This is a genomic window from Pelomonas sp. BJYL3, assembly GCF_027257975.1.
Taxonomy (GTDB): domain Bacteria; phylum Pseudomonadota; class Gammaproteobacteria; order Burkholderiales; family Burkholderiaceae_C; genus Roseateles_B; species Roseateles_B flavus.
Genome location: NZ_JANZKX010000001.1, coordinates 602,368 through 629,247 on the forward strand (window position 1 = coordinate 602,368; position 26,880 = coordinate 629,247).

The 26,880-nt window shown below is 68.9% G+C and carries 30 protein-coding genes; 6 read left to right on the plus strand and 24 right to left on the minus strand.

The features are described 5' to 3' along the window. Positions 1 to 4: 4 nt before the first annotated feature. Positions 5 to 2,551: a DUF1631 family protein gene (locus O9Y01_RS02705; RefSeq protein ID WP_269629941.1), complete on the plus strand. Its 2,547-nt coding sequence runs from the start codon at positions 5 to 7 to the stop codon at positions 2,549 to 2,551. Positions 2,552 to 2,663: 112 nt separating this feature from the next. On the opposite strand, the gene pdxA is transcribed toward O9Y01_RS02705, so the two are convergent. Both pdxA and O9Y01_RS02715 read right to left on the minus strand, forming a co-directional pair. Beyond that, a complete protein-coding gene (gene pdxA / locus O9Y01_RS02710; protein WP_269629942.1) occupies positions 2,664 to 3,701 on the minus strand; it encodes a 4-hydroxythreonine-4-phosphate dehydrogenase PdxA in 1,038 nt (345 codons plus the stop codon). 11 nt (positions 3,702 to 3,712) lie between these two features. Further along, on the minus strand, positions 3,713 to 4,507 hold the full coding sequence (locus O9Y01_RS02715) for a Nif3-like dinuclear metal center hexameric protein (RefSeq protein ID WP_269629943.1): 795 nt from the start codon (positions 4,505 to 4,507) through the stop codon (positions 3,713 to 3,715). 49 nt (positions 4,508 to 4,556) lie between these two features. On the opposite strand from O9Y01_RS02715, the gene O9Y01_RS02720 reads away from it, so the two are divergent. Continuing rightward, positions 4,557 to 5,696: a trypsin-like peptidase domain-containing protein gene (locus tag O9Y01_RS02720; RefSeq protein WP_430765662.1), complete on the plus strand. Its 1,140-nt coding sequence runs from the start codon at positions 4,557 to 4,559 to the stop codon at positions 5,694 to 5,696. A 94-nt stretch (positions 5,697 to 5,790) separates the two neighbouring features. Here the strand turns inward: O9Y01_RS02720 and tatC are convergent, their stop codons facing one another. From tatC to argB, 12 genes are all read right to left on the minus strand, one after another. Then, the gene (gene tatC, locus O9Y01_RS02725; RefSeq protein WP_269629945.1) at positions 5,791 to 6,582 is read right to left on the minus strand and encodes a twin-arginine translocase subunit TatC; all 792 of its coding nucleotides are present in this window, start codon (positions 6,580 to 6,582) and stop codon (positions 5,791 to 5,793) included. Between the two features lie 35 nt (positions 6,583 to 6,617). After that, complete coding sequence (gene tatB, locus O9Y01_RS02730; protein ID WP_269629946.1) at positions 6,618 to 7,088, minus strand: Sec-independent protein translocase protein TatB; 471 nt, start codon at positions 7,086 to 7,088, stop codon at positions 6,618 to 6,620. A gap of 11 nt (positions 7,089 to 7,099) precedes the next feature. Continuing rightward, the gene (gene tatA, locus O9Y01_RS02735; protein WP_269629947.1) at positions 7,100 to 7,327 is read right to left on the minus strand and encodes a Sec-independent protein translocase subunit TatA; all 228 of its coding nucleotides are present in this window, start codon (positions 7,325 to 7,327) and stop codon (positions 7,100 to 7,102) included. Between the two features lie 104 nt (positions 7,328 to 7,431). Then, entirely contained in the window at positions 7,432 to 7,779 is a 348-nt protein-coding gene (locus O9Y01_RS02740; protein WP_269629948.1) for a histidine triad nucleotide-binding protein, read from the minus strand. 168 nt (positions 7,780 to 7,947) lie between these two features. Next, positions 7,948 to 8,283, minus strand: coding sequence for a phosphoribosyl-ATP diphosphatase (locus O9Y01_RS02745; RefSeq protein WP_183104954.1), 336 nt, complete (start codon positions 8,281 to 8,283; stop codon positions 7,948 to 7,950). A 5-nt stretch (positions 8,284 to 8,288) separates the two neighbouring features. Next, entirely contained in the window at positions 8,289 to 8,681 is a 393-nt protein-coding gene (hisI, locus tag O9Y01_RS02750; RefSeq protein WP_269630532.1) for a phosphoribosyl-AMP cyclohydrolase, read from the minus strand. 13 nt (positions 8,682 to 8,694) lie between these two features. Continuing rightward, the gene (locus O9Y01_RS02755; RefSeq protein ID WP_269629949.1) at positions 8,695 to 9,165 is read right to left on the minus strand and encodes an NUDIX domain-containing protein; all 471 of its coding nucleotides are present in this window, start codon (positions 9,163 to 9,165) and stop codon (positions 8,695 to 8,697) included. Between the two features lie 4 nt (positions 9,166 to 9,169). Beyond that, positions 9,170 to 10,102: an ATP-binding protein gene (locus O9Y01_RS02760; RefSeq protein WP_269629950.1), complete on the minus strand. Its 933-nt coding sequence runs from the start codon at positions 10,100 to 10,102 to the stop codon at positions 9,170 to 9,172. A gap of 70 nt (positions 10,103 to 10,172) precedes the next feature. After that, a complete protein-coding gene (gene slmA / locus O9Y01_RS02765) occupies positions 10,173 to 10,838 on the minus strand; it encodes a nucleoid occlusion factor SlmA (protein ID WP_269629951.1) in 666 nt (221 codons plus the stop codon). Positions 10,839 to 10,917: 79 nt separating this feature from the next. Further along, positions 10,918 to 11,601, minus strand: a complete 684-nt coding sequence (locus O9Y01_RS02770) for a response regulator (protein WP_183104950.1) — start codon at positions 11,599 to 11,601, stop codon at positions 10,918 to 10,920. 108 nt (positions 11,602 to 11,709) lie between these two features. Further along, positions 11,710 to 12,477, minus strand: a complete 768-nt coding sequence (locus O9Y01_RS02775; protein WP_269629952.1) for a pyrimidine 5'-nucleotidase — start codon at positions 12,475 to 12,477, stop codon at positions 11,710 to 11,712. A 12-nt stretch (positions 12,478 to 12,489) separates the two neighbouring features. After that, positions 12,490 to 13,401, minus strand: coding sequence for an acetylglutamate kinase (gene argB / locus O9Y01_RS02780; protein WP_269629953.1), 912 nt, complete (start codon positions 13,399 to 13,401; stop codon positions 12,490 to 12,492). Between the two features lie 161 nt (positions 13,402 to 13,562). Between argB and O9Y01_RS02785 the strand changes: the two genes are divergently transcribed. Genes O9Y01_RS02785 through O9Y01_RS02800 form a run of 4 tightly spaced genes read left to right on the plus strand, consistent with a single transcriptional unit; the run spans position 13,563 to position 15,729 of the window. Next, entirely contained in the window at positions 13,563 to 14,465 is a 903-nt protein-coding gene (locus O9Y01_RS02785; RefSeq protein WP_269629954.1) for a cation diffusion facilitator family transporter, read from the plus strand. After that, complete coding sequence (dtd, locus tag O9Y01_RS02790) at positions 14,462 to 14,914, plus strand: D-aminoacyl-tRNA deacylase (protein ID WP_269629955.1); 453 nt, start codon at positions 14,462 to 14,464, stop codon at positions 14,912 to 14,914. Before O9Y01_RS02785 ends, dtd begins: the two co-directional genes overlap by 4 nt. A gap of 38 nt (positions 14,915 to 14,952) precedes the next feature. Then, positions 14,953 to 15,342 (plus strand): VOC family protein, encoded by a 390-nt coding sequence (locus tag O9Y01_RS02795; RefSeq protein ID WP_269629957.1) that lies wholly within the window; start codon positions 14,953 to 14,955, stop codon positions 15,340 to 15,342. Between the two features lie 18 nt (positions 15,343 to 15,360). Next, positions 15,361 to 15,729 carry a cupin domain-containing protein gene (locus tag O9Y01_RS02800; RefSeq protein WP_269629958.1) on the plus strand — a complete coding sequence of 123 codons (369 nt, stop codon included), beginning with the start codon at positions 15,361 to 15,363 and terminating at the stop codon, positions 15,727 to 15,729. A 21-nt stretch (positions 15,730 to 15,750) separates the two neighbouring features. Here the strand turns inward: O9Y01_RS02800 and O9Y01_RS02805 are convergent, their stop codons facing one another. The 10 genes from O9Y01_RS02805 to O9Y01_RS02850 all read right to left on the minus strand — a co-directional run bounded on the left by O9Y01_RS02805 (position 15,751) and on the right by O9Y01_RS02850 (position 26,853). Continuing rightward, the gene (locus O9Y01_RS02805; protein WP_269629959.1) at positions 15,751 to 16,683 is read right to left on the minus strand and encodes a hypothetical protein; all 933 of its coding nucleotides are present in this window, start codon (positions 16,681 to 16,683) and stop codon (positions 15,751 to 15,753) included. Positions 16,684 to 16,697: 14 nt separating this feature from the next. Continuing rightward, positions 16,698 to 17,657, minus strand: coding sequence for a tripartite tricarboxylate transporter substrate-binding protein (locus tag O9Y01_RS02810; RefSeq protein ID WP_269630533.1), 960 nt, complete (start codon positions 17,655 to 17,657; stop codon positions 16,698 to 16,700). A gap of 156 nt (positions 17,658 to 17,813) precedes the next feature. Further along, positions 17,814 to 19,061 carry a phenylacetate--CoA ligase family protein gene (locus O9Y01_RS02815; RefSeq protein ID WP_269629960.1) on the minus strand — a complete coding sequence of 416 codons (1,248 nt, stop codon included), beginning with the start codon at positions 19,059 to 19,061 and terminating at the stop codon, positions 17,814 to 17,816. Continuing rightward, complete coding sequence (locus O9Y01_RS02820) at positions 19,054 to 19,353, minus strand: hypothetical protein (RefSeq protein WP_269629961.1); 300 nt, start codon at positions 19,351 to 19,353, stop codon at positions 19,054 to 19,056. The genes O9Y01_RS02815 and O9Y01_RS02820 overlap by 8 nt, the downstream gene beginning before the upstream one ends. Positions 19,354 to 19,638: 285 nt before the next feature. After that, entirely contained in the window at positions 19,639 to 20,445 is an 807-nt protein-coding gene (locus O9Y01_RS02825) for an ABC transporter ATP-binding protein (protein WP_269629962.1), read from the minus strand. A gap of 193 nt (positions 20,446 to 20,638) precedes the next feature. After that, positions 20,639 to 21,967: an ABC transporter substrate-binding protein gene (locus O9Y01_RS02830; protein WP_269630534.1), complete on the minus strand. Its 1,329-nt coding sequence runs from the start codon at positions 21,965 to 21,967 to the stop codon at positions 20,639 to 20,641. Positions 21,968 to 22,023: 56 nt separating this feature from the next. Continuing rightward, positions 22,024 to 23,088, minus strand: coding sequence for a branched-chain amino acid ABC transporter permease (locus tag O9Y01_RS02835; RefSeq protein WP_269629963.1), 1,065 nt, complete (start codon positions 23,086 to 23,088; stop codon positions 22,024 to 22,026). A 30-nt stretch (positions 23,089 to 23,118) separates the two neighbouring features. Further along, entirely contained in the window at positions 23,119 to 24,048 is a 930-nt protein-coding gene (locus O9Y01_RS02840) for a branched-chain amino acid ABC transporter permease (RefSeq protein WP_269629965.1), read from the minus strand. Between the two features lie 12 nt (positions 24,049 to 24,060). Beyond that, positions 24,061 to 24,867 carry an ABC transporter ATP-binding protein gene (locus tag O9Y01_RS02845; protein ID WP_269629966.1) on the minus strand — a complete coding sequence of 269 codons (807 nt, stop codon included), beginning with the start codon at positions 24,865 to 24,867 and terminating at the stop codon, positions 24,061 to 24,063. A gap of 27 nt (positions 24,868 to 24,894) precedes the next feature. After that, positions 24,895 to 26,853 carry an AMP-dependent synthetase/ligase gene (locus O9Y01_RS02850; RefSeq protein WP_269629967.1) on the minus strand — a complete coding sequence of 653 codons (1,959 nt, stop codon included), beginning with the start codon at positions 26,851 to 26,853 and terminating at the stop codon, positions 24,895 to 24,897. Between the last annotated feature and the right edge of the window lie 27 nt (positions 26,854 to 26,880).

The following is a 26,880-nucleotide window of genomic DNA, read 5'->3' on the forward strand; positions in this document are numbered from 1 at the left end:
GTCCATGAACCAGCCCGAGTCACGACTCAACCCGCATCTCGAAGCCGCCTTCCAGCGCGTCCGGGCAGCCGCCGAGCAGGCGGCTGAGCGCTGCGCCGAAGGCCTGGGGCTGGCGGCGCTCTCGGCCGGCTATGCCAAGCGCCGCGACGCGCTGCTGGCCGCCCAGTACCTGTTCCGCGAGAACCTGCCGAAGTTCATCCAGGAGTTCCAGGCCAGCCTGCGCCGCCAGATGGCCGGTGAGCAGCGCGACAAGGCCGCCCCCGCCGCCAAGAAGGCCTGGGGTGAGCTCTCGCTGATGGACGATGAGCAGGTCGATGCCATGGTCGCCGCCGATCGCATCGGCATGGCCATCGGCCACCAGAGCGAGTGGGAGCTGCGGGACGTCGAATCCTTCCTGGCCGGCCTCAGCTCGTCCGAAGGCGGCCTGGACCGCAACCCCCTGCGCCCCGAGCTGATCGCGCAGGCCCTGCTGGACGGCATCCACAGCCTGACCGAGGAGCAGGACATCCGCCAGTCCCTGGTCGACGAGCTCACCCGCGCCTTCACCACGGAGATGCGCGCCTGCTATGCCGACATCGCCACCCTCTTCCGCAACCGCGGCCTGCGCCAGCAGGACCTGCGCGTGCGGGCCATGAACCCGGCCGGTGCGATGGGCGGCATGGGCGGCCCCAACAGCGTGGCCGGCGACCTCGGCGGCCCCATCGGCAACTCGCGCTTCGGCGGCCTCGGGCCGGCGGGCCAGAGCGGCTTTGGCGGCGTGGGTGGCTATGGCACGCCGGGCTATGGCGCACCCATGCAGGGCGGCGGCTTCGGTGGTGGCATGAATGCGCCCAGCGGCTACGGCACGGGCGTTGGCGGCTTTGCCCCGGGCTATGGCGGCGGCTATGCGCCGGCGGGCGTGATGGGCAGCGTCGACCCCCAGCTGATGGACCTGCTGCGGCGCCTGTCCAGCCTGCCCATGCCGGCAGGCAGCGGCATGACGGGCACCCTGACGGGCGGCATGGGCTCCGGCTTTGGCGGCAGCACGGTGCCGGGCACCCTGACGGGCGGCGCCGCTGGCAGTGCCGGCATGCCCCTGGGTGCCGGTGACTGGGGCGACGACACCGTCCCGGGCGGCGCCCTGCCACTGCCCCCCAACCTGATCCACCTGCACCGCGACGCCCTGCGCCAGGCCGCCACCGGCTCCCTGGATCACATGGTGATCGACGTGGTGGGCAGCCTCTTCGACCACATCCTCTCCGACGCCAAGGTGCCGCCCCAGATGGCGCGCCTGCTGGCCCAGCTGCAGCTGCCCGTGCTGCGCGCCGCGCTGGGGGACAACACCTTCTTCTCCTCGCGCCGTCATCCGGTGCGCCGCTTCATCAACCGCCTGGCCTCCCTGGCCTGCGCCTACGACGACTTCGCCGAGTCCCCTGGCAAGGAATTCCTGGAGCACGTGCGCGCCCTGGTCCATGACGTCAGCGGCGGCGACTTCGAGCGCATCGAGATCTACGAACAGAAGCTCGACGACCTCGAGACCTTCGTCAGCGCCCAGACCGCCCAGGTGCTGCAGGCCCACGGCGATGCCGCGGCCCTGGTCGAGCGCAAGGAAACCGATCTCCGCCTGCAGCAGCGCTATGCCAAGCAGCTGGCCCAGAACCTGGCCAAGGTGCCCATGCCGGATTTCCTGCGTGAGTTCCTCTCCCAGACCTGGAGCGGCGCGATCGTGCAGGCCTCCCGCCACGAGGGCGGCAGCGTGGACCGCGAGAAGCGCTTCCGCCAGTTCGGCCGCGACCTGGTCCTGAGCGTGCAGCCCAAGGCCCCAGGGCCGCAGCGCCAGGCCTTCCTGAGCGCCCTGCCCCGCATGATGCAGACGCTCAACGAGGGCCTGGACCTGATCGCCTGGCCCGAGGCTCTGCGCAAGCCTTTCATCGGCCAGCTGCTGCCCGTGCATGCCGAGTCGCTGAAGGGCCAGGGCCTGTCCGCCCTGGACTACAACCTGCTGGTCAAGCAGCTGGAGGCGGTCTTCGGCATCGAGGCCCCCAAGGAGCAAGACCTGCCCCCGGTGCAGCCGGACGAATTCCGGGACACCGAGTCCGGCGAGGTCGACATCGACCTGGCCCAGGGCCTCAACGCCAAGGAAGCGTCCAGCCTGGGCCTGGTCCAGGAGGCTTCGGTGGACTGGAAGGGCGAGGTCGACATCGACATCACCGCCCAGGAGGCCCCCCTGCAGGCGGTGGACATCAGCATCGACGGCCTGCCCTCCGCAACCGAGGAGCCCGAGCCCAGCTCCGGCGTCCTGCTGATCGACCACCTCCAGCTGGGTTTCGCCTACCAGATGAACACCGGCGAGCACTGGCGCAAGGTGCGCCTGGCCCACATCAGCGCCGGCCGCAGCTTCTTCATCTTCACCCAGGGCCACAAGCACCAGCAGACGGTCACCATGACCGCCCGCATGCTGCGCAAGCTCTGCGAGACCGGCCGCCTGCGCGCCTTCGAGAACGCCTACCTGCTCGAGCGCGCCACCGCGCGTGCACGCAAGCAGCTGGCAGCACTCAATACCCAGCAGTGAGTCGACGGCGGGGCGGCTGGCGTCGCCCCCCCGCAGCGCTCGATCAGAGCCTCAGCGCCGCCTGAACCGCGCACGTGGGCCCTCCACCCCTGCCGAGGCGGAGCCCTCGCGCTCAGGCACCGCAGAGCTGCCACGCCATCCGCAACGCCGCCCGCATGCTCGCCGGATCGGCCCGGCCCTGGCCGACGATGTCGAAGGCCGTACCGTGGTCCGGGCTGGTGCGCACGAAGGGCAGGCCCAGGGTGACGTTGACGCCCTGCTCCACGCCCAGGTACTTCACGGGGATCAGGCCGTGGTCGTGCGTCATCGCCACGACCACGTCGAACGCGCCCGGGTGATGCGGGGGCGCGTGGCGGGCGCGCATGAAGATGGTGTCCGGCGGGAACGGCCCCTGGGCGTCGATGCCTTCGGCGCGGGCCGCGGCGATGGCGGGGATGATCTCCCGGATCTCCTCGTCACCGAACAGGCCGCCTTCACCGGCATGCGGATTCAGGCCCGCCACCGCGATGCGCGGCGCCGCGAGGCCGAAGCGGCGCAGCGACTCCTGGGTGATGCGCAGGGTCTGCAGCACGGCCTCCCGCGTGACCTGCTCGATGGCGCGGCGCAGGGACACATGGATGGTCACCAGCACCGTGCGCAGCTCCTCGTTGGCCAGCATCATGCGCACCGCTGGCGGCTCGGCGCCCGGCGCGGTGGCCAGGGCCTGCAGCATCTCCGTGTGGCCGGGAAAAGGCACGCCCGCCGCATGCAGGGCCTCCTTGTGGATGGGCGCGGTGACGATGCCGGCCCCCTGCCCCGCCTGCACGGCGGCCACCGCCGCCTCGATGCAGCACGCCGCGGCTGCACCGGCCTGGGCGCTGATCTGCCCCAGCGGCTCGTCCACCAGCCCCGGGGGCAGGCCCGGCGGCTGCCACACGGGCAGGCAGCGCACGGGCGCGCCCGCGGCCTCCGACGGATCGTCCAGCAGGGCCACCGGGCGGTCCAGGCCGGCCAGGCGCAGGGCCCGGCGCCAGACGGCGGCATCGCCCACCAGGCACAGGGGCCGGGCGCCAGGCGCGGTCTGTTCGGCGGCCCAGGCGGCCACGGCGACTTCGGGGCCGATCCCGCAGGCATCGCCCTGGGTGATCAGCAAGGGCTTGAGACGGCTCATCGCTCGGGGCTTCATGCAGGGTTGGGGAGGTCCAGGAACTCGACGTCGAGGCCGGCTTCATCGGCCAGGCGCCGGCCCAGGGCCTGCACACCGTAGCGCTCCGTGGCATGGTGGCCGGCGGCAACAAAGGCCACGCCGGTCTCGGCCGCGTAATGGGCCTGGGGCTCGGAAATCTCGCCGGTCAGGAAGACGTCGGCCCCGCTGGCGATTGCCGCCTCGAAGAAGCCCTGCGCCCCGCCGGTGCACCAGGCCACGCGGCGCAGCGGACGCCCATCGCCCGGGATGGCCAGGACGGGGCGCGCGAGCTTCCGTTCCAGCACGCCCGTCAGGCCGGCCAAGGTCTGCTGATCTTCGGGCAGGGGGCCCGAGAAGCCCAGGTCCTGGTCACCGAAGCGGGCATCCGACGTCCAGCCGAACTGGCGGCCCAGCTGCGCGTTGTTGCCCAGCTCGGCATGGGCGTCCAGCGGCAGGTGGTAGGCGATCAGGTTGATGTCGTGGGCCAGCAGGCGCTGCACGCGGGTCTTCATCCAGCCTGTCAGGCGCTGCTCCTGGCCGCGCCAGAAGAGGCCGTGGTGGACCAGCAGCGCATCGGCGCCGCGCTCGATGGCCGCCTCGATCAGGGCCAGGCTGGCGGTCACGCCACACAGCACGCGCCGCACCTCGGGCTTACCCTCAAGCTGCAGACCGTTGGGCCCATAATCCTTGAAACGACCCGGCTCCAGCCAGCCGTCCAGCAAGCGCAGCAGTGCCTCGCGCGGCAGGGCCTGGGGCCTGATCCGCCCGGTCGTTGCAATGTCTTCCTTCATGTCCACATCGTCCTCGTCTTCCTCCCAGCCTGCAGGAGCGCACTCGCCCCTGCGCCGGTCCTGGCTGATTTTCTCCCAGGCCACGACCGTGGCGCTGGCCGGCTACTTTGTGGTGGCCACGCTGAAGCCGCAATGGCTGCAGGGCAGCCTGCATCCGGCCCCCAGCCTGCAGCAAGGCGCCAGCAGCGGCAAGCGGCCCGGCTATGCGGAGGCCGCCCGCCTGGCGGCGCCAGCCGTGGTGAGCATCAGCGCCAGCAAGCCCGGCCAGCCGCTCAGCGAGGAGGAGGAAGCCTGGCTGCGCTACCACGGCGGCAGCCCCGACGAGGACGAGCCCGACGGCCCGCGCGGCACCGGCTCCGGCGTCATCGTGTCGCCCGAAGGCTATGTGCTCACCAACAACCATGTGGTCGAGAACGCCACCGAGATCCTGATCCAGCTCAGCGACGGCCGCGAGACCACCGCCGAGCTGATCGGCACCGACCCCGACACCGACCTCGCCGTGCTGCGCATCCGCCTGCCCAATCTGCCGGTGATGCGCCTGGGCGAGGCCGACAGCCTGCAGGTGGGCGACGCCGTGCTGGCCATCGGCAACCCCTTCAATGTGGGCCAGACGGTGACCTCGGGCATCGTCAGCGCCCTGGGCCGCAAGCAGCTGGGCCTGTCGACCTTCGAGAACTTCATCCAGACCGATGCCGCCATCAACCCCGGCAACTCCGGCGGCGCCCTGGTGGACACGCAAGGCCAGCTGCTGGGCATCAACACCGCCATCTACTCGCGCAGCGGCGGCAGCATGGGCATCGGCTTCGCCATCCCCGTGAGCCTCGCCCGCGAGGTGATGGAGGCGCTGATCAAGCAGGGTCAGGTCTTGCGCGGCTGGGTGGGCGTGCAGACGCGCGAGATCACCCCCGAGGTGCTCGAGGCCTTCCATCTGCCGCAGCTGCGCGGCGTGATGGTCAGCGGCGTGATCCTCAAGGGGCCGGCGGAGCAGGCCGGCATCAAGCCGGGCGATGTGGTGCTCAGCGTGGCCGGCAAGACCGTGCAGAGCCCCAACGAGCTGCTGACGACCGTGGCGGCCCTGACGCCCGGCAGCCAGGCCAGGCTGGAGGTGCAGCGCGGCGCCGAGCGCAAGGCCTTCGTGCTGAAGGTCGGCCAGCGGCCGCGGCCCAAGGCGGAAGACAACCCGAACTGAGCAACCCGAACTGAGCACCCCGAACTGAGCACCCCGAACTGAGCGGGCGGGATGCGGGCGGAACCCGCCCTTTGCCGCCTGCCGGGGCGGGCGATCAGCCCGCGGCGTCCTTGGCGTCCTCGGTGTCGTCGGGGGCCTTGGTGGCGCGGATGAAGGCGCCGGCGGACCAGATGCCCAGCTCGTACAGCAGGCACATGGGGATGGCCAGGGCCAGCTGGGAGACGATGTCCGGCGGCGTGATGATGGCTGCGATCACGAAGGCCAGCACGATGAAGTAGCCGCGGAACTCGCGCAGCTTCTCGACCGTCACCAGGCCCATGCGGGCCAGCACCACCACCACCACGGGCACCTCGAAGGCCGCACCGAAGGCGATGAACATGGTCATCACGAAGCCCAGGTAGGCCTCGATGTCCGGCGCCGCCATGATGCTCTTGGGCGCAAAGCCCTGGATGAACTTGAAGACCTGGCCGAAGACGAAGAAGTAGCAGAAGGCCACGCCGATGAAGAAGAGCACCGTGCTGGAGACCACCAGCGGCAGGACCAGGCGCTTCTCGTGCGAGTAAAGCCCCGGCGCCACGAAGGCCCAGACCTGGTACAGCACCACCGGCAGCGCCACGAGGAAGCCCGCCAGCATTGTGATCTTCAGCGGCACCAGGAAGGGCGAGAGCACATTGGTGGCGATCATCGACGAGCCCTTGGGCAGATGCGCCACGAGCGGCGCCGCCAGCAGGTCGTAGAGGCCGGCCGGGCCGGGATAGAGGCACAGCAGGCCGAAGGCCACGCCGATGGCCAGCAGCGCGCGGATCAGGCGATCACGCAGCTCGATCAGGTGCGACACGAAGGGCTGCTCGGTGCCAGCCAGTTCGTCTTCGGGAGAGGAACTCATGGGAAGGGGCGCCTTCTCGGCTTGTCAGGGCAGGATCAGAATCGCGAGGAACGCGAGGAAGGGCGGAACCGGGCCACGCGCGCCGCACCGGACTGCACATGGCGGCGCACCCCCTGCTGCTTCTTGTACCAGAGCGGCACCGCGCCGCGCTTGACGCGCCACTTCTTGCCCGGGTGGCGATAGCTGGGCGGCAGCGGCTCATAGCTGCTGCCTTCGCCGCCAATGCTCTGCCAGGTCTGGTCAAAGGCCTGGGTGGCGGAATTGACTTCCTGCTGGACGCTCTGTTCGACGTCGCGCGCGGCGTCCTCGAACTGGCCCTTCATCTTCTTGAGCTCCTCGAGCTCCATCGAACGGTTGACCTCGGCCTTGACCTCGGCCACATAGCGCCGGGCCTTGCCCATGAGATGACCGGCCGTGCGCGCCACCTTGGGCAGGCGTTCGGGGCCGATCACGATCAGGGCCACGGCGCCGATCAGCGCCAGCTTGTCAAAGCCGAAATCAATCATCCGTGCTCAGCTCAGGACTTGGTCTTGGCGTCGACGTCGACCGTGTTCGGGTCCTGCGCCTTGTTGTGGCTCACCTGCTGAGCCGGTGCGTCAGCGGCGGAACCGTCCTTCATGCCGTCCTTGAAGCCCTTGACCGCCGCGCCGAGGTCCGAGCCCACATTGCGCAACTTCTTGGTGCCGAACACCATCACCACCACCACCAGCACGATCAGCCAGTGCCAAATGCTCAGTCCACCCATAGTGGTCTCCTCAAAAGCGAATAACGGATTCTAGGCGCCTGCCGTGTCAGTCCCTTGCGACTGGACAGATGCCCCTTATTCATCAAAGTTTCAAGAAGGCGCCGTCAGCCCTTCAGCCACGGCCTGGGTCCGCCCATGGCATGCATGTGCAGGTGGTAGACCTCCTGCCCGCCGTCCGGCCCGGTGTTGATCACCGTGCGGAAACCGTTGCTCACGCCCAACTCCCTCATCAGCTTCGGTGCGAGCACGCTCATCTTGCCCAGCAGCGGCGCATGCGCCTCCGTCAGCTCCACCATGCTGGCGATATGCAGCTTGGGGATGATCAGCACATGGACCGGCGCCCAGGGGTGGATGTCATGGAAGGCCAGCAGCTCCTCGTCCTCGTAGACCTTCTTCGAGGGGATCTGGCCGGCGATGATCTTGCAGAAGATGCAGTTCGGATCGTGGGACATGGTGTGCTCCGATGGTTCAGTCGACTGCCCGGCTCAGCCAGACGTGCCGCGATGTTCGTTCCAGTTCAGGTGGCCGCGCCGGGCTCCGGGGCAACAGCGGGGCGTGGCCCGGCGCCATCGCTTACCACTCTCGCTCCCGCGCCTGCCGGCCGCCGTGGTCTCGCCTGCTCAGCCCTTGGGCCGCGCCGCAAACTCCTCCAACCCCGACAGCCCCTCGCGCCGCGCCAGCTCGTTCAGCACGTCCGCCGGCTTCAGGCCCAGGGCGCTGAGGGCAATCATGGAGTGGAACCAGAGGTCGGCCACTTCGTAGGTGAGCTTGGCGGGGTCGCCATCCTTGGCGGCCAGCACGACCTCGGTGGCTTCCTCGCCGATCTTCTTCAGGATGCTGTCCAGGCCCTTGTGAAAGAGCTTGGCCACATAGCTCGCCGACGGGTCGCCGCCGGCCTCGGGCTTGCGGGAATCGATGGTCTCGCCCAGGCGGGCCAGGATGTCATTGCCGTTCATCGCGCTCACTTGCTGTAGATCTGGTGTGGGTCCTTGAGCACCGGCTCCACGGCGGTCCATTGCTGGCCGTCCAGGCGCTGGAAGAAGCAGCTGTGGCGGCCGGTGTGGCAGGCAATGCCGGGCTCGTGGCCGCGCTGGGTGATCTTGAGCAGGACGACGTCGTGGTCGCAGTCCAGGCGCATCTCGTGCACCTGCTGGATGTGGCCGGACTCCTCGCCCTTGTGCCACAGCTTCTGGCGCGAGCGGCTCCAGTAGACGGCCTCGCCCTTCTCCGCGGTGAGGCGTAGGGCCTCGCGGTTCATCCAGGCGAACATGAGCACATCGCCCGTGTCGCGCTCCTGGGCGATGACGGGCACCAGGCCCTGCTCGTCCCACTTGATCTGATCCAGCCAATCCATGCCGGCAGTGTACTCAGCCATGGTGGGTGGCCCCCTGGAAGCCGCGCTCGGCGGCGAACCACTGCAGCACGGGGATGGTGCCCGGCAGCACGGGCTGCACCGTCACCGGCAGCCCCTGCCAGGCCATCTGCTGGCCCTCGCGCATCTCGAACTCGCCCTGCCAGTCATAGACCTTGCAGAAGTGCAGGCGGACGCGGGCGTGGGGGTAGTCCATCACCTCGATCTTCCAGGGGTGGGCCGCGCCGATGGTGATGCCCAGCTCCTCGTGCAGCTCGCGGCGCAGGGCCTGCTCCACGGTCTCGCCGGCCTCCAGCTTGCCGCCCGGGTATTCCCAGTAGCCGGCGTAGACCTTGCCCTCGGGGCGGGAGGTGAGCAGGAAGTCGGCCTCGCGGCCTTGCGCGTCGCGCTTCACCAGCACGCCCACCGCCACGTCCACGGGCACGCGGTCGGCGGGGTAGGCGGTCGTCGTCGATTCGTTCGTCATGGGGTCAGGCCTGGTCCAGGTCGTCGGGGATGGGCGCGTCGCCCGCAGGGGCCGCTGCCGCGGCGTCGGGGCCCCCTCGCCCGGCCAGGTCACGGGCGAACTGGTAGGCCACGCGGCCGGAGCGCGAGCCGCGCTCCAGGGCCCAGACCAGCGCCGGCTGGCGTGCGGCCGCGATGGCGGCCTCGTCCAGGCCGAAGTGCCGCAGCCACTGGGCCGCGATGGCCAGGTACTCCTGCTGGCTGAAGGGATAGAAGCTGATCCACAGCCCGAAGCGCTCGGACAGGCTCACCTTCTCCTCGATGGCCTCACCGGGGTGCAGCTCGCCGTTCTCGTCGACGCGGGCCGCGAGGTTGTCCCGCATCTGCTCGGGCAGCAGATGGCGGCGATTGCTGGTGGCGTAGATCAGCACGTTGTCGCTCGCGGCGGCGATGGAGCCGTCCAGCATGGACTTCAGCGCCTTGTAGCCGGCCTCGCCTTCCTCGAAGCTGAGGTCGTCGCAGAAGATGATGAAACGCTCGGGGCGCTCGGCCACGAGGTCGACGAGGTCGGGCAGGTCCACGAGGTCGGCCTTGTCCACCTCGATGAGGCGCAGGCCCTGGTCCGAGAATTCGTTGAGCACCGCCTTGATCAGCGAGCTCTTGCCCGTGCCGCGTGCGCCGGTCAGCAGCACGTTGTTGGCCGGGCGGCCCTGAACGAACTGCCGGCTGTTCTGCAGCAGGCGCTCCTTCTGGGCGTCGACCTCCTTCAGCGCCTCCAGCCGGATGGCGGCCACATGGCGCACCGGCTCCAGCACCGGCACGCCGCGGCGGCGGCGGTAGCGGAAGGCGCTGGAGGCGGACCAGTCGGGCGCGCCGAGCTGCGGCGGCAGCAGGGACTCCGCGCGGGCCAGCAGGCTTTCCGCGCGGTTCAGGAACTGGGCAAGGGCATCGGTGGACATGGCAGTGATCCCGGCGGGCCGGGGCATGAGAGGTAAAGCGCAGACGCGGCAGCCCGCACGGGCCACTGACTCAGCGCGTCAGCAGGGCCAGGGCGACGTCCAGCTGCTCGGTGGGCATGCGCTTGAAGCCTGAACGGGCGTAGCGCTGCAGCCGGCCGATGATGAAGCTCACCAGCACCGAGGCCTGGGCATTGGCCTGCACCGTCGGGGTCTCGGAGCCTTCGGCCTCGGCGGCCTGGCGCAGCACCTGGCGCAGCGTGGCCTCGACGCGATCAAAGAACAGGTTCATGCGCTGGATCAGCCGCTCGTTCTCGTAGACGAGGGCGTCCCCCACCATCACCCGGCTCATGCCCGGGTTGCGCTCGCCGAACTGCAGCAGCACCGAGACGATGCGCTGCGCCTGCACGAGGCCGGTGGCCTCGCGCTCGGTGATCTGGTTCAGCAGGGTGTAGATGCTGGACTCGATGAATTCGATCAGGCCCTCGAACATCTGGGCCTTGCTGGCGAAGTGGCGGTACAGCGCGGCCTCGCTGACTTCCAGGCGGCCGGCCAGCGCGGCGGTGGTCACGCGTTCGGCACCGGGCTGCTCCAGCATGCTGGCCAGGGTCTGCAGGATCTGCACCCGGCGCTCGCCCGGCTTGGGGCGGGTGCGGCGCTTGGTCTCGGGCGCTGCCGCTTCGGGGGCACCGGCGGCAGGGTCTTCGGGGTCCAGATCGGGGGAGGCGGCGACGTGCATGGCGCTGTGGATTCTGGCACAGGCCCGTGGCGCCCTCGGCCATCTTCAGGCCCTCGCGGGCCTGTGCGGGTCCGTCGGTTCAGTCGCGCAGCCAGCCCAGGCGGCGCGCCTCGTAGATGGCCTCGACCTTGGAGCGCACCTGCAGCTTGCGGTAGATGCGCTTGACATAGGTCATGACGGTGTGCGGCGAGACCTGCAGGAACTGCGCGATCTCGTCGAAGGTGAAGCCCTTGGCCGCCAGGTGCAGCACGCGGGACTCCTGCTCGGACAGCGCGATCACGTTCTCGTCCAGCGGCGCCGCGCCGGTCTCGGCGGGCAGGCCGTGCAGATGCTGGGTGCCGGCGTTCAGGCGCAGCAGCAGGCGGCGGGCGATGACGGGGCTGATAGGGCTGCCGCCACTGCGCAGCGCGCGCAGCTGGTCGGGGAGGTCCAGGGCCAGGCTGTCCTTGAGCAGGTAGCCGGTGGCGCCGGCCTCGATGCTGGACAGCACGTGCTGCTCGTCACCGAAGACAGAGATCACCATGACCTCGCAGTCGGGATGGGCCTGGGCCGCATGGCGGATGAGCTCGATGCCGCTGCCGCCGGGGAGGTCCAGGTCCACCAGGAGCACGTCGGGGCGCAGCTGGTCGAACATGCGCCGGCCCTGCTGCAGGTCGGACGCCATGCCCAGCAGACGGATGTCACTGGCCTGGGACAGGGATTTCTCGAAGGCTTCCCGGAACCGGACCTGGTCTTCGACGATCAGAACGCTGAACAATGACATGGGCTTGTCGTTCTTCTGTACCCGGCTGTGCGGGGCAGCCGCACCGCTGCTTCTGCGTGGCGGATGCTACCGTCAAAAACAGGCCGTTGGCATCGGGCGATCGGGGGGCTATGGAAAACCCCCGCCGTGCCGGCCGGGAGCGTGGACGAGTGCACGCCAGCGCAGATCGCCCAGGCCATGGACGCGCTGGTCCACATAGGCCGGACGGCGGCGCAGCGGCAGGTGGGCCTCGGGGCCATGCACGGAGGCCTTGGTCCAGCGCTGGATCCAGACCGTGCGCAGGCCCAGCGAGCGGGCGGCCTTCTGGTGCATCAGGCTGTCCTCGACCAGCACGCAGCGCGTGGGTTCCAGCTTCAGACGCGCCAGGACATGCCGGAACATGCGCCGATCCGGCTTGGGGCGCAGCTGGCCGAACATGGCCATCTGCTCCAGCGCGATCACACCCTCGAAGGCATGGGCCAGGCCCACCGCGTGCAGCACCCGCCAGGCATAAGCGTCGGGCCCGTTGGTCAGCAGGAACTTGCGGCCGGGCAGGCGGGCCAGGGCCGCCAGGTCATGGGCATGGCCGTGCAGGTGCGCCTCCATGCCGGGCAGCGCGTGGGTCTGGGCCAGGAAGTGAGCGGCGTCCACGCCGTGGTGGCGCACCAGGCCGGTCAGCGTGGCGCCGTAGCGGGCCCAGTAGAGGCGGCGCAGGCGGTTGGCCTCGGCCGTGTCAACGCCCAGGTGCTGCTCGATGTAGGCCGTCATGGCCACATTGAGCGCGGCGAACACCCGGTCCGAAGCGTTGTGCAGGGTGTTGTCCAGATCGAAGAGCCAGACCGGCCCCTCGCCATGCTGGCGAGCCCGGCCGGCGTGGCGCAGGGGTGGGCGCCGCATCAGGCCCGCGGCTCAGTGCGAGCGGATCATCGTGCCGTAGGCCTGGTCGGACAGGATCTCCAGCAGCATGGCGTGCGGCACGCGGCCGTCGATGATGTGCACCGCATTGACGCCGCTCTTGGCCGCGTCGATGGCGCCGGCGATCTTGGGGATCATGCCGCCGCTGATGGTGCCGTCGGCCACCAGCTCGTCGATGCGGCGGGGCGTGAGCTCGGTCATCAGCTGGCCTTCCTTGTCCAGCACGCCGCGGATGTTGGTGAGCATCAGCAGCTTCTCGGCCTGCAGCACGGTGGCCAGCTTGGCGGCCACGACGTCGGCGTTGATGTTGTAGCTCTCGTTGTTCTCGCCGAAGCCGATGGGGCTCACGACGGGGATGAACTGGTCGTCCTGCAGGGCCTTCACCACGCTGGGGTCGATGGAGACGATGTCCCCGACCTGGCCGATGTCGTGCTCCTTGCTGGGATCGTCCTTGTCCTGGACCTTGAGCTTCTTGGCGCGGATCATGCCGCCGTCACGGCCGGTCAGGCCCACGGCCTTGCCGCCGGCGGCGTTGATCAGGCCCACGACGTCCTGCTGCACCTCGCCGGCCAGCACCCACTCGACCACGTCCATGGTCTCCTTGTCGGTGACGCGCATGCCCTGGATGAAGTGGCCCTTCTTGCCCAGCTTGGTCAGCAGTTCCTCGATCTGCGGGCCGCCGCCATGCACCACCACGGGGTTCATGCCGACCAGCTTGAGCAGCACCACGTCCTCGGCGAAGTCCTGCTGCAGCACCGGGTCGGTCATGGCGTTGCCGCCGTACTTGATCACGATGGTCTTGCCGTGGAACTTGCGGATGTAGGGCAGCGCCTGGGACAGGATCTCGGCCTTCTCGCGCGGGGCGATGTGGGACACGTCGGTGTGCAGGGCGGGATCGTTCTTCATGGGGCTGCTCGGCAGAAAACGCGGGAGGGACAGACGAGCCCGCGGAACTCGCGGCGATTGTAGGACCGCCACCTTGGCGGCAGCGGACGCAGCATTCACGAAAGACGAACCGTTCGCATTGCAAAAAGGCAAGCCTGGCTGCGGCGAGAATCCGGTCCATCATGCAAGTCAGCAGCTACCTCAAGCTCTCCATCGCGGTGGCCGCCGTCACCATCGCCCTGAAGACCGGGGCCTGGTACTGGACGGACTCCGTCTCCCTGCTCTCGGACGCCCTGGAGTCCCTGGTCAACCTGGCCGGCGCCATGTTCGCACTGGCCATGGTGACCGTGGCCCAGCGCCCGCCGGACGAGGACCACCCCTTCGGCCACCACAAGGCCGAGTACTTTTCCAGCGGCTTCGAGGGCGTGCTGATCTTCGCGGCGGCGGCCGGCATCATCTGGGCGGCCGTGCACCGGCTGCTGAGCCCGCAGCCCGTGGAGCAGCTGGGGCTGGGCATGGTGCTGTCCCTGCTCAGCTCGGCACTCAACGGCGGCCTCGCCTGGGCCATGCTCAAGAAGGCCCGCGAGCACCGCTCCATGGCCCTGGAGGCCGACGCCCGCCACCTCTTCACCGACGTCTGGACCTCCATCGGCGTGGTCGCGGGCCTGATCGGCGTGATGGCCACGGGCTGGCTGTGGCTGGACCCGGTGATCGCGGTGCTGGTGGCACTGAACATCCTGCGCGAGGGCGCGCTGCTGGTGATGGAATCCGCCGCGGGTCTGATGGACGAGGCCCTGGACGGCGAGAGCCAGGCCGCCATCCACGCGGTGCTGGAGCGCTGCAGCCACCAGCAGGTGCGCTTCGACCACATCGCCACCCGCGTCTCGGGCGCGCGCCGCTACGTGGACATGCACATGCACATGCCCGCCGGCTGGTCCCTGGGCCAGGCGGCGGCCGAGCGCGGCGCCGTGGAGCGTGCATTGATGGAGGCCGTGCCGGGCCTGCGGGCCAGCATCCAGCTGCTGCCCATGGACGTCGAGGCGCATTTCAACGACCCCAAGGACATGGAGGGCATCGGCCCATGATCGCGATCCTGCAGCGCGTGCGCGAAGCGCGCGTCGAGGTGGCCGGCCCCGTCAATAGCCGAGTCACGGGCCAGATCGGCCCCGGCTTCCTGATGCTGGTCTGCGCCGAACCTGGCGACACCGAGGCCGTCGCCGAGAAGCTCATCCAGAAGGTGCTCAAGCTGCGCGTCTTCAGCGACGAGGCGGGCAAAATGAACCGCAGCGTCCAGGACGTCGGCGGCGGCCTGCTGATCGTCTCGCAGTTCACCCTGGCAGCCGACACCAGCGGCGGCAACCGCCCCAGCTTCACCGGCGCCGCGCCGGCCGAGCTGGGCCGCCGGCTCTACGAGCACTGCCTGAGCTTCGCGCGCAGCCAGCACCCGCTGGTACAAAGCGGCGAGTTCGGCGCGGACATGCAGGTGCACCTGGTCAACGACGGCCCGGTCACCATTCCGCTGCGCATGACCTGACCCCCTCCCCGCCTGCTCCTGTTTCAGAAGGACCCGCCATGATTTCCTACGCCACCCTGGGCAGCAACGACCGCCAGGCCGCCCGGCGCTTCTACGACGCCGTGCTGGCACCGCTGGGCCTCAAGTCCACCTATGCCGACGACGAGTTCTGCGGCTACGGCCCGGACGCCCCCGATGCCAAGGCCTTCCTCTGGATCTGCAAGCCCTACGACGACGCCCCCGCCACCGCGGGCAATGGCAGCATGCTGGCCCTGGCCGCCGCCACGCGCGCCCAGGTGGACGCGGTGCACGCGGCCGCCCTGGCCGCTGGCGGCCGCTGCGAGGGCAAGCCGGGCCTGCGTGACTACGCCCCGAATTTCTACGCCGCCTACTTCCGCGACCTCGACGGCAACAAGCTCGCCGTGGTCTGCACCGCGGCCGAGGCCTGAGACGAAGCGAGCCGAACCATGAGCACCGCCCCCCGCATCATCCCCATCACCGGCACCGAGGGCCTGGCCCCGCAACGGGACCAGCCGCGCGAGGACCGCCGCGTCGAGGGCGCGCCACAGCGCCAGACCTGGCTGATGCACGAGGCCGGCCCCATGAGCGCGGGCGTGTGGGCCTGCGAGGTGGGGCGCTGGCGCATCGAGTTCGCGCCCGGCAAGCAGGAGTACTTCCATGTGCTGGAGGGCCGCGTCTGCCTGCATGGCACCGACGGCAGCCGCACCGAGGTGGGCCCTGGCGAGGCTGCGGTCATCCCGCCCGGCTTTCGTGGCGAGTTCGAGGTGATCGAGCCGGTGCGAAAGCAGTTCGTGCTGGTGGAGCTGCCGGGCTGAAGTCCTGCGGCGGCAGGCGGCTCAGAGCCGCGTCCATCCCGCCACGCGGGCATTGAAGAAGCCGCACTGCTCGTAGGCGCGGCGGACCACGCCCTGCTGCCGCAGCCGGGCCAGGCCCGCATTGAGCTGCTCGCGCAGCCTCGGTCCCAGCAGATGCGTGCGGGAGACCAGGAAGTGCCGCGTGCCCCGCATGCGCAGCTTCAGGCCGGGCACCGGCACCAGGCGAACGCCCTCCACGGTCATGGAGAGATCCGACGTGGGCTGGAAGGGCGCCAGCAGCAGGTCGGCGCGGCCCTGCTGCACCATGCGCGGCATCAGGTTCCAGCTGGCCACGTGCTGGAGCTCGGTGAAGCCCAGCTGCTCCAGCGTCAGCCAGTCCACGCGCCAGCTGCGGTTGCTGAGCACGCGCAGGCCCTGCAGATCGCGCAGGCTGCGGGCGGACAGGGCCCGTTCGTGCTCCGGCGTGGTGTAGAAGCCGACCTCGAACTCGCCTTCGCCCAGCAGGGCGTCGCTGAACAGCAGGCCGTCCGCCTGGGGGAAGTCCTCGCGCCAGTAGCTGGTCGCACTGCAGGCGGCATGGCCGGAGCGCAGCTCGGCCTGCAGGCGCTGGCTGGTGGGCATGGGCGTCAGGCCCAGGCGCAGCTCGCCGTCCTGCAGGGCCAGGGCCTGCTGCATCAGCAGCACCTCGATCACGTCACGGCGCGCATGCGGGCCGCCGAAGTCGCTGATGCCCACGGGGTCCCGGCCCGCCAGGAAGCGCTGGTAGTCCAGCAGCACGTCGTCGGGAATGAGGGCGGGCAGGCGCTTGTCGGTGGCAGGCACGCTGGCGGCGGGGGTGGCCAGGCCGCCCCGCGCGGCCAGCGCCAGCCCCAGGCCGAGGCTCAGGCCCAGCCAGTGACGACGCGGCAGGCTCGCCGCGTCGGTCACGTCGCTGGCGTGAAGAGAAACGCTCATCGGGACGCGGCCCCTCAATCCGCGTACTGGCCGGCCGCCTTGATCACCACGCCCCACTTGGCGATCTCGTCCGTCACGAACTTCTTGTGCTCGGCCGGGTTGACGCGCCCGTCCTGCACGATCACCGCGCCCAGGGCCTCCTGGCGCTTGTGCAGGTCCGGATCCTGCAGGGCCTTCTTGAGGCCGGCACTGAGCTTGTCCAGCACGGGCTTGGGCGTGCCCTTGGGCGCATAGAGACCGTGCCAGATGGCCACGTTGAAGCCCTTGAGGCCCAGCTCGTCCAGCGTGGGCAGCTTGGCCAGGGCCGGGCTGCTGAGGCGCTTGGTGGAGGTCACGGCATAGGCCTTGATCTTGCCGCCTTCGATCTGCGAGCTGGTGTTGGTGGTCTGGTCGCACATGATGTCGACCTGACCGCCGATCAGGTCCGTCATGGCCGGGCCGGTGCCCTTGTACGGCACGGTGGTCATGTCGATCTTGATGGTGCTCTGGAACAGCAGGCCGCACAGATGGGAGGCCGAGCCCAGGCCCGCATTGGCCAGGTTGACCTTCTCCTTGTTGGCGGCGATCCACTTGGCCAGCTCGCCGTAGTTCGCGGCGGCCATGGTGGGCTTGGCCACCAGGGTCATGGGCACCTCGTTGATCAGGCCCAGGTATTCGAAGTCGTCCAGGGTCTTGTACTGCAGGTTGCGGTAGAGGGCCGGCGAGGTCGCCATGCCGATGTGGTGCAGCAGCACGGTGTAGCCGTCCGGCGCGGCCTTGGCCACCTTGGTGGCGCCGAGGGTGCCGCCGGCGCCGCCGACGTTCTCGATCACCAGCGTGGCATTGAGCGTCTTGCGCAGGGACTCCGCGAGGTCGCGGGCCACCTTGTCGGTGGGGCCACCGGCCGAGAAGGGCACGACGATGGTGATGGGCTTCTCGGGGTACTCAGCCCGGGCGGCCAGGGGCAGCGCCATCAGGCTGGCAAGGGTGATCATGCCGAGGGCAGTCGGACGGGTTCGCATGGCTGTCTCCTTTGTTGTGGCCAGGGGCAGCGACATGCTAGTTGAGCCGCTGCTGATCCGCACATCGGAAACTACGAATGTGGGCACCTAGTGCACACAAGCGACGGCCGGATGCCCGCCGCGGGTCCCTCAGTCGAACTTGCGCCGGTCCTCGATCACCCGGCCGTCATTGGGCAGGCTGCCGGGCGGCACAAACTGCACTTCGCCGCGCAGCTTGGTGACGTCGCGCAGGGCCGAGACCAGCAGATCCGCCAGGCCTTCCGGCACGCTGGCCAGCTCCACTTCCAGGCGCATGCGGTCCTGGGCCAGCTCACCCTCCACCACCAGGCGGCCGCGGCCCAGCATGGGGAAGCGCTTGAGCACCTCGCTCACCTGACCGGCGTGCACGAACATGCCACGCACCTTGGCGCTCTGGTCCGCTCGGCCCATCCAGCCCTTGATGCGGGCATTGGTGCGGCCCGTGGGGCAGGCGCCGGGCATCAGGGCGGAGAGATCGCCCGTGCCGAAGCGGATCAGCGGATAGTCCGGGTTCAGCGTGGTCACCACCACCTCGCCCACCTCGCCCTCGGCCACCGGATCCCCGGTGCCCGGGCGCACGATCTCGACGATCACGCCCTCGTCCAGCACCAGGCCTTCGCGGGCCGGGGTCTCGTAGGCGATCAGGCCCAGATCGGCCGTGGCATAGCACTGGTAGCCGGCGATGCCGCGCTCCAGCAGCCAGTCACGCAAGGCCGAGGGGAAGGCCTCGCCGCTGAGCAGGGCCTTGCGCAGGGACAGGGTCTGGCCGGCCTCGGCAGCCTTCTCCACGAGGATCTTGAGGAAGCTGGGCGTGCCGATGTAGCCGGTGGGCCGCAGCTCGGCCATGGCCTGCAGCTGCAGCTCGGTGTTACCCACGCCGCCCGGGAAGACCGTGCAGCCCAGCGCGTGCGCGCCGCCTTCCATCATGGAGCCGGCCGGGGTCAGGTGGTAGCTGAAGCAGTTGTGCAGCAGCTCCCCGCCGCGCAGGCCGGCGGCATGCAGGGCGCGGGCCATGCGCCAGTAGTCGGGCCTCGCTCCCTCAGGCTCGTAGATCGTGCCGGGCGACTGGAACACCCGCCGCGCCGCGCCCCAGCCGATGGCCGAGAAGCCCCCGAAGGCATCGCCGCCCCCGGCGCGCACCGACTGCTGGCGCGCCAGCAGCTCGGACTTGCGCGTGACCGGCAGCCGGGCCAGGGCCGCACGGGAATCGATGCGGGCGGCGTCAACGCCGGCCAGCAGTTCCGCAAAGGCCCTCGTGTTCGCCTGCGCCTGCGCCACCTGCCGCGGCAGGGCCGCCATCAGCGCCGCCTCGCGCAGCTGCGGGTCGCGGGCCTCCAGGGCATCGTAGAACTCACTCATCGGCATCACTCCAGCCAGAGAGGTTTTTCTTCACCAGGGCCAGGAAGTCGCGCAGCTGCGCGCTGTCCTTGACCGTCTTCTCGATCCATTCGGGCGTGCGCGCCGGCCGCTTCACGATCGCCACCTTCAGCGTCGAGCCGTCCACCGCCGCCCGGGCGATGGCCGTGCCGCGCCGCTCGAAGCGCCCTTCCCGCTCCGTCAGCCCCAGCTCACGCAGGTCCCGCCGCAGCTTCTGCAGCGCCTCGTCCGGCTTGAAGGCCGGCAGAGCAAAACCCCAGTTCCCATCGCTCATGGCCTCTCACCTCATGAATTGGCTCGCCGCGTCGTCATACACAAAGAGCGCCCGGCCCAGCCGGCGCTCGCCCCACGCGACGCCCGAGGATCCGGCTTTGCCGGTCCTTCGGGCGTGCCCCCTTGAGGGGGCCGGCGAAGCCGGTAGGGGGTGGTTCACGAATCCCCAGTCGTTGTCGCTACTCATTGCATGCCCCGATTGATCGAGTGACGCCCGAGGATCCGGCTTCGCCGGTCCTTCGGGAGTGCCCCCTTGAGGGGGCGGCCGAAGGCCGTAGGGGGTGGGTCATGCCAACCAGCGCTTGCGCCGCTTGTAGCTCTTGACGTCCTTGAAGCTCTTGCGGTCCCCGCCGCCCATGCCCAGGTAGAACTCCTTGACGTCCTCGTTCTCGCGCAGGTCCTTCGCCTCGCCGTCCATCACCACACGCCCGTTCTCCAGGATGTAGCCGTAGTCGGCGTAGCGCAGGGCCATGTTGGTGTTCTGCTCGGCCAGCAGGAAGGTGGTGCCCTCCTTGCTGTTGAGGTCCTTCACGATCTCGAAGACCTCTTCGACGATCTGCGGCGCCAGGCCCATGGAGGGCTCGTCCAGCAGCACCATCTTCGGATTGGCCATCAGCGCGCGGCCGATGGCGCACATCTGCTGCTCGCCGCCCGAGGTGTAGGCCGCCTGGCTGGTGCGGCGGGTCTTGAGGCGGGGGAAGTAGTTGTAGACCTTCTCCAGCGTCTGCTGCACCGCGGCCTTGCCGTCGCGGCGCGTGTAGGCGCCGGTCATCAGGTTCTCCTCGATGCTCAGGTGGGCGAAGCAGTGCCGCCCCTCCATCACCTGCACCACGCCGCGGTTGACCATGTCGGCGGTGGAGAGCTTCTCGATGCGTTCGCCGCGCAGCTCGATCGAGCCCTTGGTCACCTCGCCCCGCTCACCCTCCAGCAGGTTGGAGACGGCGCGCAGCGTGGTCGTCTTGCCCGCGCCATTGCCGCCCAGGAGGGCCACAATGCCGCCCTCCTTCACCTGCAGCGACACGCCCTTCAGCACGAGGATCACATGGTTGTAGATCACCTCGATGCCGTTGACGTTCAGAAGCACATTGCTCATAGCTGGCCTTTCACTCGGCACGATTCACTCGAGACAGCACCGCCCGCGATGCTGTGTCCAGCCCCCGCAGGAAGTTCCCCGCCCCGCGGGGGCGGGGACAGGGGTGGGGTCACTGTGCCCCGCCCTCCTGGAGGGCGGGGATGGGGTGGGAGCTCACAGGAACTCCGGCCCCGCCGGAAGGCAGCCAGTCCGATCAGGACTGGCAGTCTTCCGGCGTCCTGCGCTGCATCTTCTTCTCGGCCGCGTACTTGTCCGCCGTGCTCTTCACCAGCGGCTTGATGATCTGCTCATCCGCCTGGTACCAGTCGCCGACGAAGTTCCACTTCTTGCCATCCCAGGTATGCACGCGGGCCCAGTTGGCGCCCATGTGGTCGGCGCAGGAAGTCGAGACCGGACGCATCACGCCGGCCAGGCCCAGGGCGTCGAGCTTCTTCTGGTCCAGGGCCAGGTTCTCCAGACCCCAGCGGACCTGCTCGCCCGTCATGACCTTGCCCTTGCCGAAGCGCTCCTGCGCGCGGCGCACGCCTTCCACGCCCATGGCCGCGGACAGCAGGCCGCGCATGTACAGCACCTGGCCGACTTCTTCCTTCGGGCCCGTGCCCTGGCCCTTGCCGTGCAGCTCCTTGAGGATGTCCTGCGCGACCTTGGACTGCGGCTCGGCACCATGCTGCATGGTCACGGCGCTGTAGCCCTTGGCGCCCTCGCCCACGTCCTTGACGTCAGGCTCGGCACCGGCCCACCAGACGCCGTACATCTTCTCGCGCGGATAGCCGGTGGCCTGCGCCTCCTTCAGCGCGGTGGAGTTCATCACGCCCCAGCCCCACAGGAAGACGAAGTCCGGCCGGCTCTGGCGCACCTGCAGCCAGGTGGCCTTCTGCTCCACGCCCGGCGCCGTCACCGGCAGCAGCTGCAGCTCGAAGCCGTGCAGCTTGGCGCGCTCCTGCAGCAGCGGGATCGGCTCCTTGCCATAGGGGCTGTCGTGGTAGACCAGGGCGATCTTCTTGCCCTTGATCTTGTCCCAGCCGCCTTCCTTCTTGACCACGTGCTGCAGCAGCACGTCGGCGGCCACCCAGTAGGTGCCCAGCAGCGGGAAGTTCCACTTGAAGACGCCGCCGTCCTGGCTCTCGCTGCGGCCGTAGCCGGCGGTGATCAGGGGGATCTTGTCCACGGGCGCCTTCTCGGTCAGCGCGAAGGTGGCGCCGGTCGAGAGCGGCTGGAACAGCGTCGCGCCCTTGCCCTTGAGACGCTCATAGCACTCCACCGAACGGTCGGTGGCATAGCCCGTCTCGCACTCCTCGAAGGTGATCTTGACGCCGTTGATGCCGCCCTTGGCATTGATCAGCTTCAGGTAGTCCACATAGCCATTGGCCCAGGGCGTGCCGTTGGGCGCGTAGGCGCCGGTGCGGTACACCAGCACGGGGAAGAACTGTTCCTTGGCATCAGCGGCAGCCACCGAGGTGGACAGCCCGGCCAGACATGCCGACACGACGGTGGCGGCGATTGCAAGCGACTTCAGTTTCAACATGGTGCCTGTCTCCTTGGCGTTTGCACTCGTGGTGCTGTTTTGAAACGGTGTGATCAATGGGGGAAGGGCCAGAGGCGCAGCTTCTCTTTCGCGGTGGCCCACAGGCGCGCGATGCCGTGCGGCTCGACGATCAGGAAGAAGACGATCAGCGCGCCGAAGATCATGAACTCCAGGTGCGCCGCCGTCTCGGTGCCCAACGGGATGCCCAGCCAGTGCGGGATCTGGTTCAGCAGGATGGGCAGCACGATGATGAAGGCCGCGCCGAAGAAGGCGCCGGAGATCGAGCCCAGGCCGCCGATGATCACCATGAACAGGAGCTGGAAGCTGCGGTCGATGGAGAAGGCGGCCGGCTCCCAGGATCCCAGGTGCACGAAGCCCCACAGCGCGCCGGCCACGCCCACGATGAAGCTGGACACCGCGAAGGCGCTGAGCTTGGCGTAGACCGGGCGGATGCCGATCACGCTGGCGGCCACGTCCATGTCGCGCATGGCCATCCATTCGCGGCCCACGGCCGAGCGCACCAGGTTCTTGGTCAGCAGCGCGAACAGCGCCAGCACGCTGAGGCAGAAGAGGTACTTCTGCACCGGCGTCTCGATGGGCAGGCCGAAGACCTGCAGGTCAGAGACCGAGACATTGCCCGAGGTGGAGTCATGCGTGAACCACTTGATGCGCAGGAAGGCCCAGTCGCAGAAGAACTGCGCCGCCAGCGTCGCCACGGCCAGGTAGAGACCGCGGATGCGCAGCGAGGGGATGCCGAAGAACACGCCGACCAGCGTGGCGCAGAAGCCGCCGCCCAGCAGCGAGAGGATCAGGGGCAGGCCCTCCAGCCGCACATGGAAGTTGTAGGCCGCATAGGCGCCCACGGCCATGAAGGCGCCTGTGCCCAGCGAGATCTGCCCGCAGTAGCCCACCAGCACGTTCAGGCCCAGGGCGGCGAGGGAGAGGATCAGGAAGGGGATCAGGATGGCGCGGAACAGGTATTCCGAGGCCAGCAGCGGCACACCGACGAAGGCCAGGGCCAGCAGCAGCACGATGAAGATGGCGTCCTGGCGGATGGGAAAGATCTGGCTGTCGGCGCTGTAGCTCGTCTTGAACTGGCCGTTCTCGCGGTAGAGCATGGGTGTCTCCTGCTTTCTTGTTCTGGTCGCTCAGACGCGGTCGATGATCTTCTCGCCGAAGAGGCCCTGCGGACGCACCAGCAGGAAGACGAGGGCCAGCACATAGGCAAACCAGATCTCGATGCCGCCGCCCAGCATGGGGCCGAGGTAGACCTCCGAGACCTTCTCGCCCACGCCGATCAGAAGCCCGCCGATGATGGCGCCCGGCACCGAGGTCAGGCCGCCCAGGATCACCACCGGTAGCGCCTTCAGCGCCACCAGCGAGAGCGAGAACTGCACGCCCAGCTTGGAGCCCCAGATGATGCCGGCCACCAGCGCGACAAAGCCCGCCACGCTCCACACGATGATCCAGATGCGCGACAGCGGGATGCCGATGGACTGCGCCGCCTGGTGGTCATCCGCCACCGCACGCAGCGCGCGGCCCGTGGCCGTCTTCTGGAAGAACAGGGCCAGCAGCGCGACGAGGCCCGCCGCGATCAGCGCGGCCACCAGGTCTTCCTGATTGACCAGCACGCCGCCCTCGAAGGTTTTCTCGAAGAGGAAGAGCGGGTCCTTGGGCAGGCCGATGTCGATCTTGTAGATGTCCGAGCCGAACAGGGTCTGGCCCAGGCCCTCGAGAAAGTAGGTGATGCCCAGCGTGGCCATCAAGAGCGTGATGCCTTCCTGGTTCACGAGCTTGCCCAGCACGAAGCGCTCGATGGCCCAGGCCACCGCCACCATCACCGCGCAGGCCGCGGCAAAGGCCAGCACATTGGCCAGCACGGGGTTGTCGAAGCCCAGCCACTTCGGGATCCATTCCGAGAAGCGGGCCATGGCCAGGGCCGCGAACAGCACCATGGCACCTTGCGCGAAGTTGAAGACCCCCGAGGCCTTGAAGATCAGCACGAAGCCCAGGGCGATCAGGGAGTACAGCATGCCCGTCATCAGGCCGCCGAACACGGTTTCAAGGAGGAATCCCATCGCTGTGGTCCTTCAGTGCGAGGTGCCCAGATAGGCACGGATCACGTCTTCGTTGGCGCGGACTTCATCGGGAATGCCATCCCCGATCTTCTTGCCGTAGTCCAGCACCACCACGCGGTCGGAGATGTCCATCACCACGCCCATGTCGTGCTCGATCAGTACGATGGTCGTGCCGAACTCGTCGTTCACGTCCAGGATGAAGCGGCACATGTCCTGCTTCTCCTCCACGTTCATGCCGGCCATGGGCTCGTCCAGCAGCAGCACCTGCGGCTCCATGGCCAGGGCGCGGCCCAGGTCCACGCGCTTTTGCAGGCCGTAGGGCAGGCGGCCCACCGGCGTCTTGCGGAAGGGCTGGATCTCGAGGAAGTCGATGATGCGCTCGACCTTCTCGCGCTGCGCCACCTCCTCCGCCTCCGCCTTGCTGAAGCCGAAGGGATTGCGGAAGGCCTGCTGGAAGAGGTTGCTCTTCATGTGGAGGGTGCGGCCGGCCATGATGTTGTCCAGCACGCTCATGCCCTTGAAGAGCGCGAGGTTCTGGAAGGTGCGGGCGATGCCCATCTCCGCCACCTGGCGCGAGTTCATGTGCTTGAAGGTCTGGCCCTTGAAGCTGATCTGCCCCTGCGTGGGGTGGTAGACCCCGTTGATGCAGTTGAGCATGGAACTCTTGCCCGCGCCGTTGGGGCCGATGATGGAACGGATCTCGTGCTCGCGGACGTTGAAGCTGATGTCGGTCAGGGCCTTCACCCCGCCGAAGGCCAGGGAGATGTTCTTGACCTCCAGGATCACGTCGCCGATCTTCTTGCTGCTGCTCGTGCTCATGCCTTGTGCTTTCGTGACTGGGCGTGATCAGGCCGCGCGGCCCACGGCCGGGAAGGTCCGGGTGTCGGCAATCTTCAGGTCCGCCGAGACCTTGCCGCTGCGGCCGTCCTCGAACTTCACCGCCGTCTCGATGAACTGGCTCGTGCGGCCCTCGTAGAGCGCGTCGATCAGCACGCCGTACTTCTCGGCGATGGCGCCGCGGCGGACCTTGCGGGTGCGCGTCAGTTCGCCGTCGTCGGCGTCCAGCTCCTTGTGCAGGATCAGGAAGCGGGTGATCTGGCTGCCGGCCAGCAGCGCGTCCTGCGCGAGGTCGGCATTGACCTGCTCCACGCAGCCCTTGATCAGCTCGTAGACCTCGGGCTTGGCCGCCAGGTCGGTGTAGCCGGCATAGGGCAGGTTGCGGCGCTCGGCCCAGTTGCCCACGGCCTCGAAGTCGATGTTGATGAAGGCGCAGACGCGGTCGCGGCGGTCGCCGAAGGCCACGGCCTCCTTGATGTGCGAGAAGAACTTGAGCTTGTTCTCCACGTACTTGGGCGCAAACATCGCGCCGTCGTTGGCGCCGCCCACGATGCGGCCGACGTCCTTGGCGCGGTCGATGATCTTCAGGTGCCCCTGGGCATCGATGAAGCCGGCATCGCCCGTGTGGTACCAGCCCTCGGGCGTCAGCACCTCGGCGGTGGCAGCCTCGTTCTTGTAGTAGCCCTTGAGCAGGCCGGGCGACTTCACGAGGATCTCGCCCGACTCGGCCAGCTTGATCTCCACGCCGTCGATGGGCACGCCCACCGTGTCGGCCCGCGCCTCGTGGTCGGGCTGCAGGCACACGAAGACGGCGGTCTCGGTGGAGCCGTAGAGCTGCTTGAGGTTGATGCCGATGGAGCGGTAGAAGCTGAAGAGGTCAGGCCCGATGGCCTCGCCCGCCGTGTAGGCCACCCGCACGCGCGAGAAGCCCAGCGTGTTGCGCAGCGGGCCGTAGATCAGCACGTCGCCCAGGGCGTACTTGAGGCGGTCCAGCAGGCCCACGGGCTTGCCGTCCATCAGCGTGGGGCCCACGCGCCGCGCCAGCTTCATGGCCTGATGGAAGAGCCCGCGCTTGAGCGCCGAGGCGTCCTCCATGCGGATCATCACCGTGGTCAGCAGGCCCTCGAAGACCCGCGGCGGCGCGAAGTAGTAGGTGGGGCCGATCTCCTTGAGGTCGATGGACACCGTGCTGGCGGACTCCGGGCAGTTCACCACATAGCCGCAGGCCAGCCACTGCGCGTAGCTGAAGATGTTCTGGCCGATCCAGGCGGGCGGCAGGTAGGCCAGCACTTCCTCGTGCGGGCCGAGCTTGTCGAAACGGGCGCCGGCCTGGGCGCGGTCGATCAGCGTGGCGTGGGTGTGGACCACCCCCTTGGGATTGCCCGTGGTGCCGGAGGTGAAGAACATGGCCGCCACGTCCGCGGACTGGCCGGCCTCCACCCACTGGTCGAAGAGCTGCGGATGGGCGCGGGCTTCCGCCTCGCCGGCGGCGATCAGCGCGTCCAGCGGGTTGAGGCCGTGTTCATCGTAGTTGCGCAGGCCGCGCGGGTCGTCGAACCAGATGTGGCGCAGCTGCGGGCACTGCTCGCGGATCTCCAGCAGCTTGTCCACCTGCTCCTGGTCCTCGACGATGGCATAGGCCACCTCGGCATTGTTGAGCGGGTAGACGAACTCGGCGGCCACCGCGTCCTGGTACAGCGGCACGGGGATGGCGCCCAGGCTCTGGGCCGCCAACATGCTGGCATAGAGCCGTGGCCGGTTCTCACCCACCACCACCAGGTGCTGGCCGCGCTCCACGCCCGCCTGGTGCAGGCCGTGGGCCAGGGCCTTCACCATCTCGGCGAGCTGGCGCCAGCTGAAGCTTTGCCAGATGCCGTATTCCTTCTCGCGCAGGGCCGCGTCTTCAGGACGCTGCTGGGCGTGGGCCAGCAAGAGCCGGGGAAAGGTCGTCGCCGCAGAACTGCTCACCTTTGTCTCCTGGTATCCGGGTCGTCG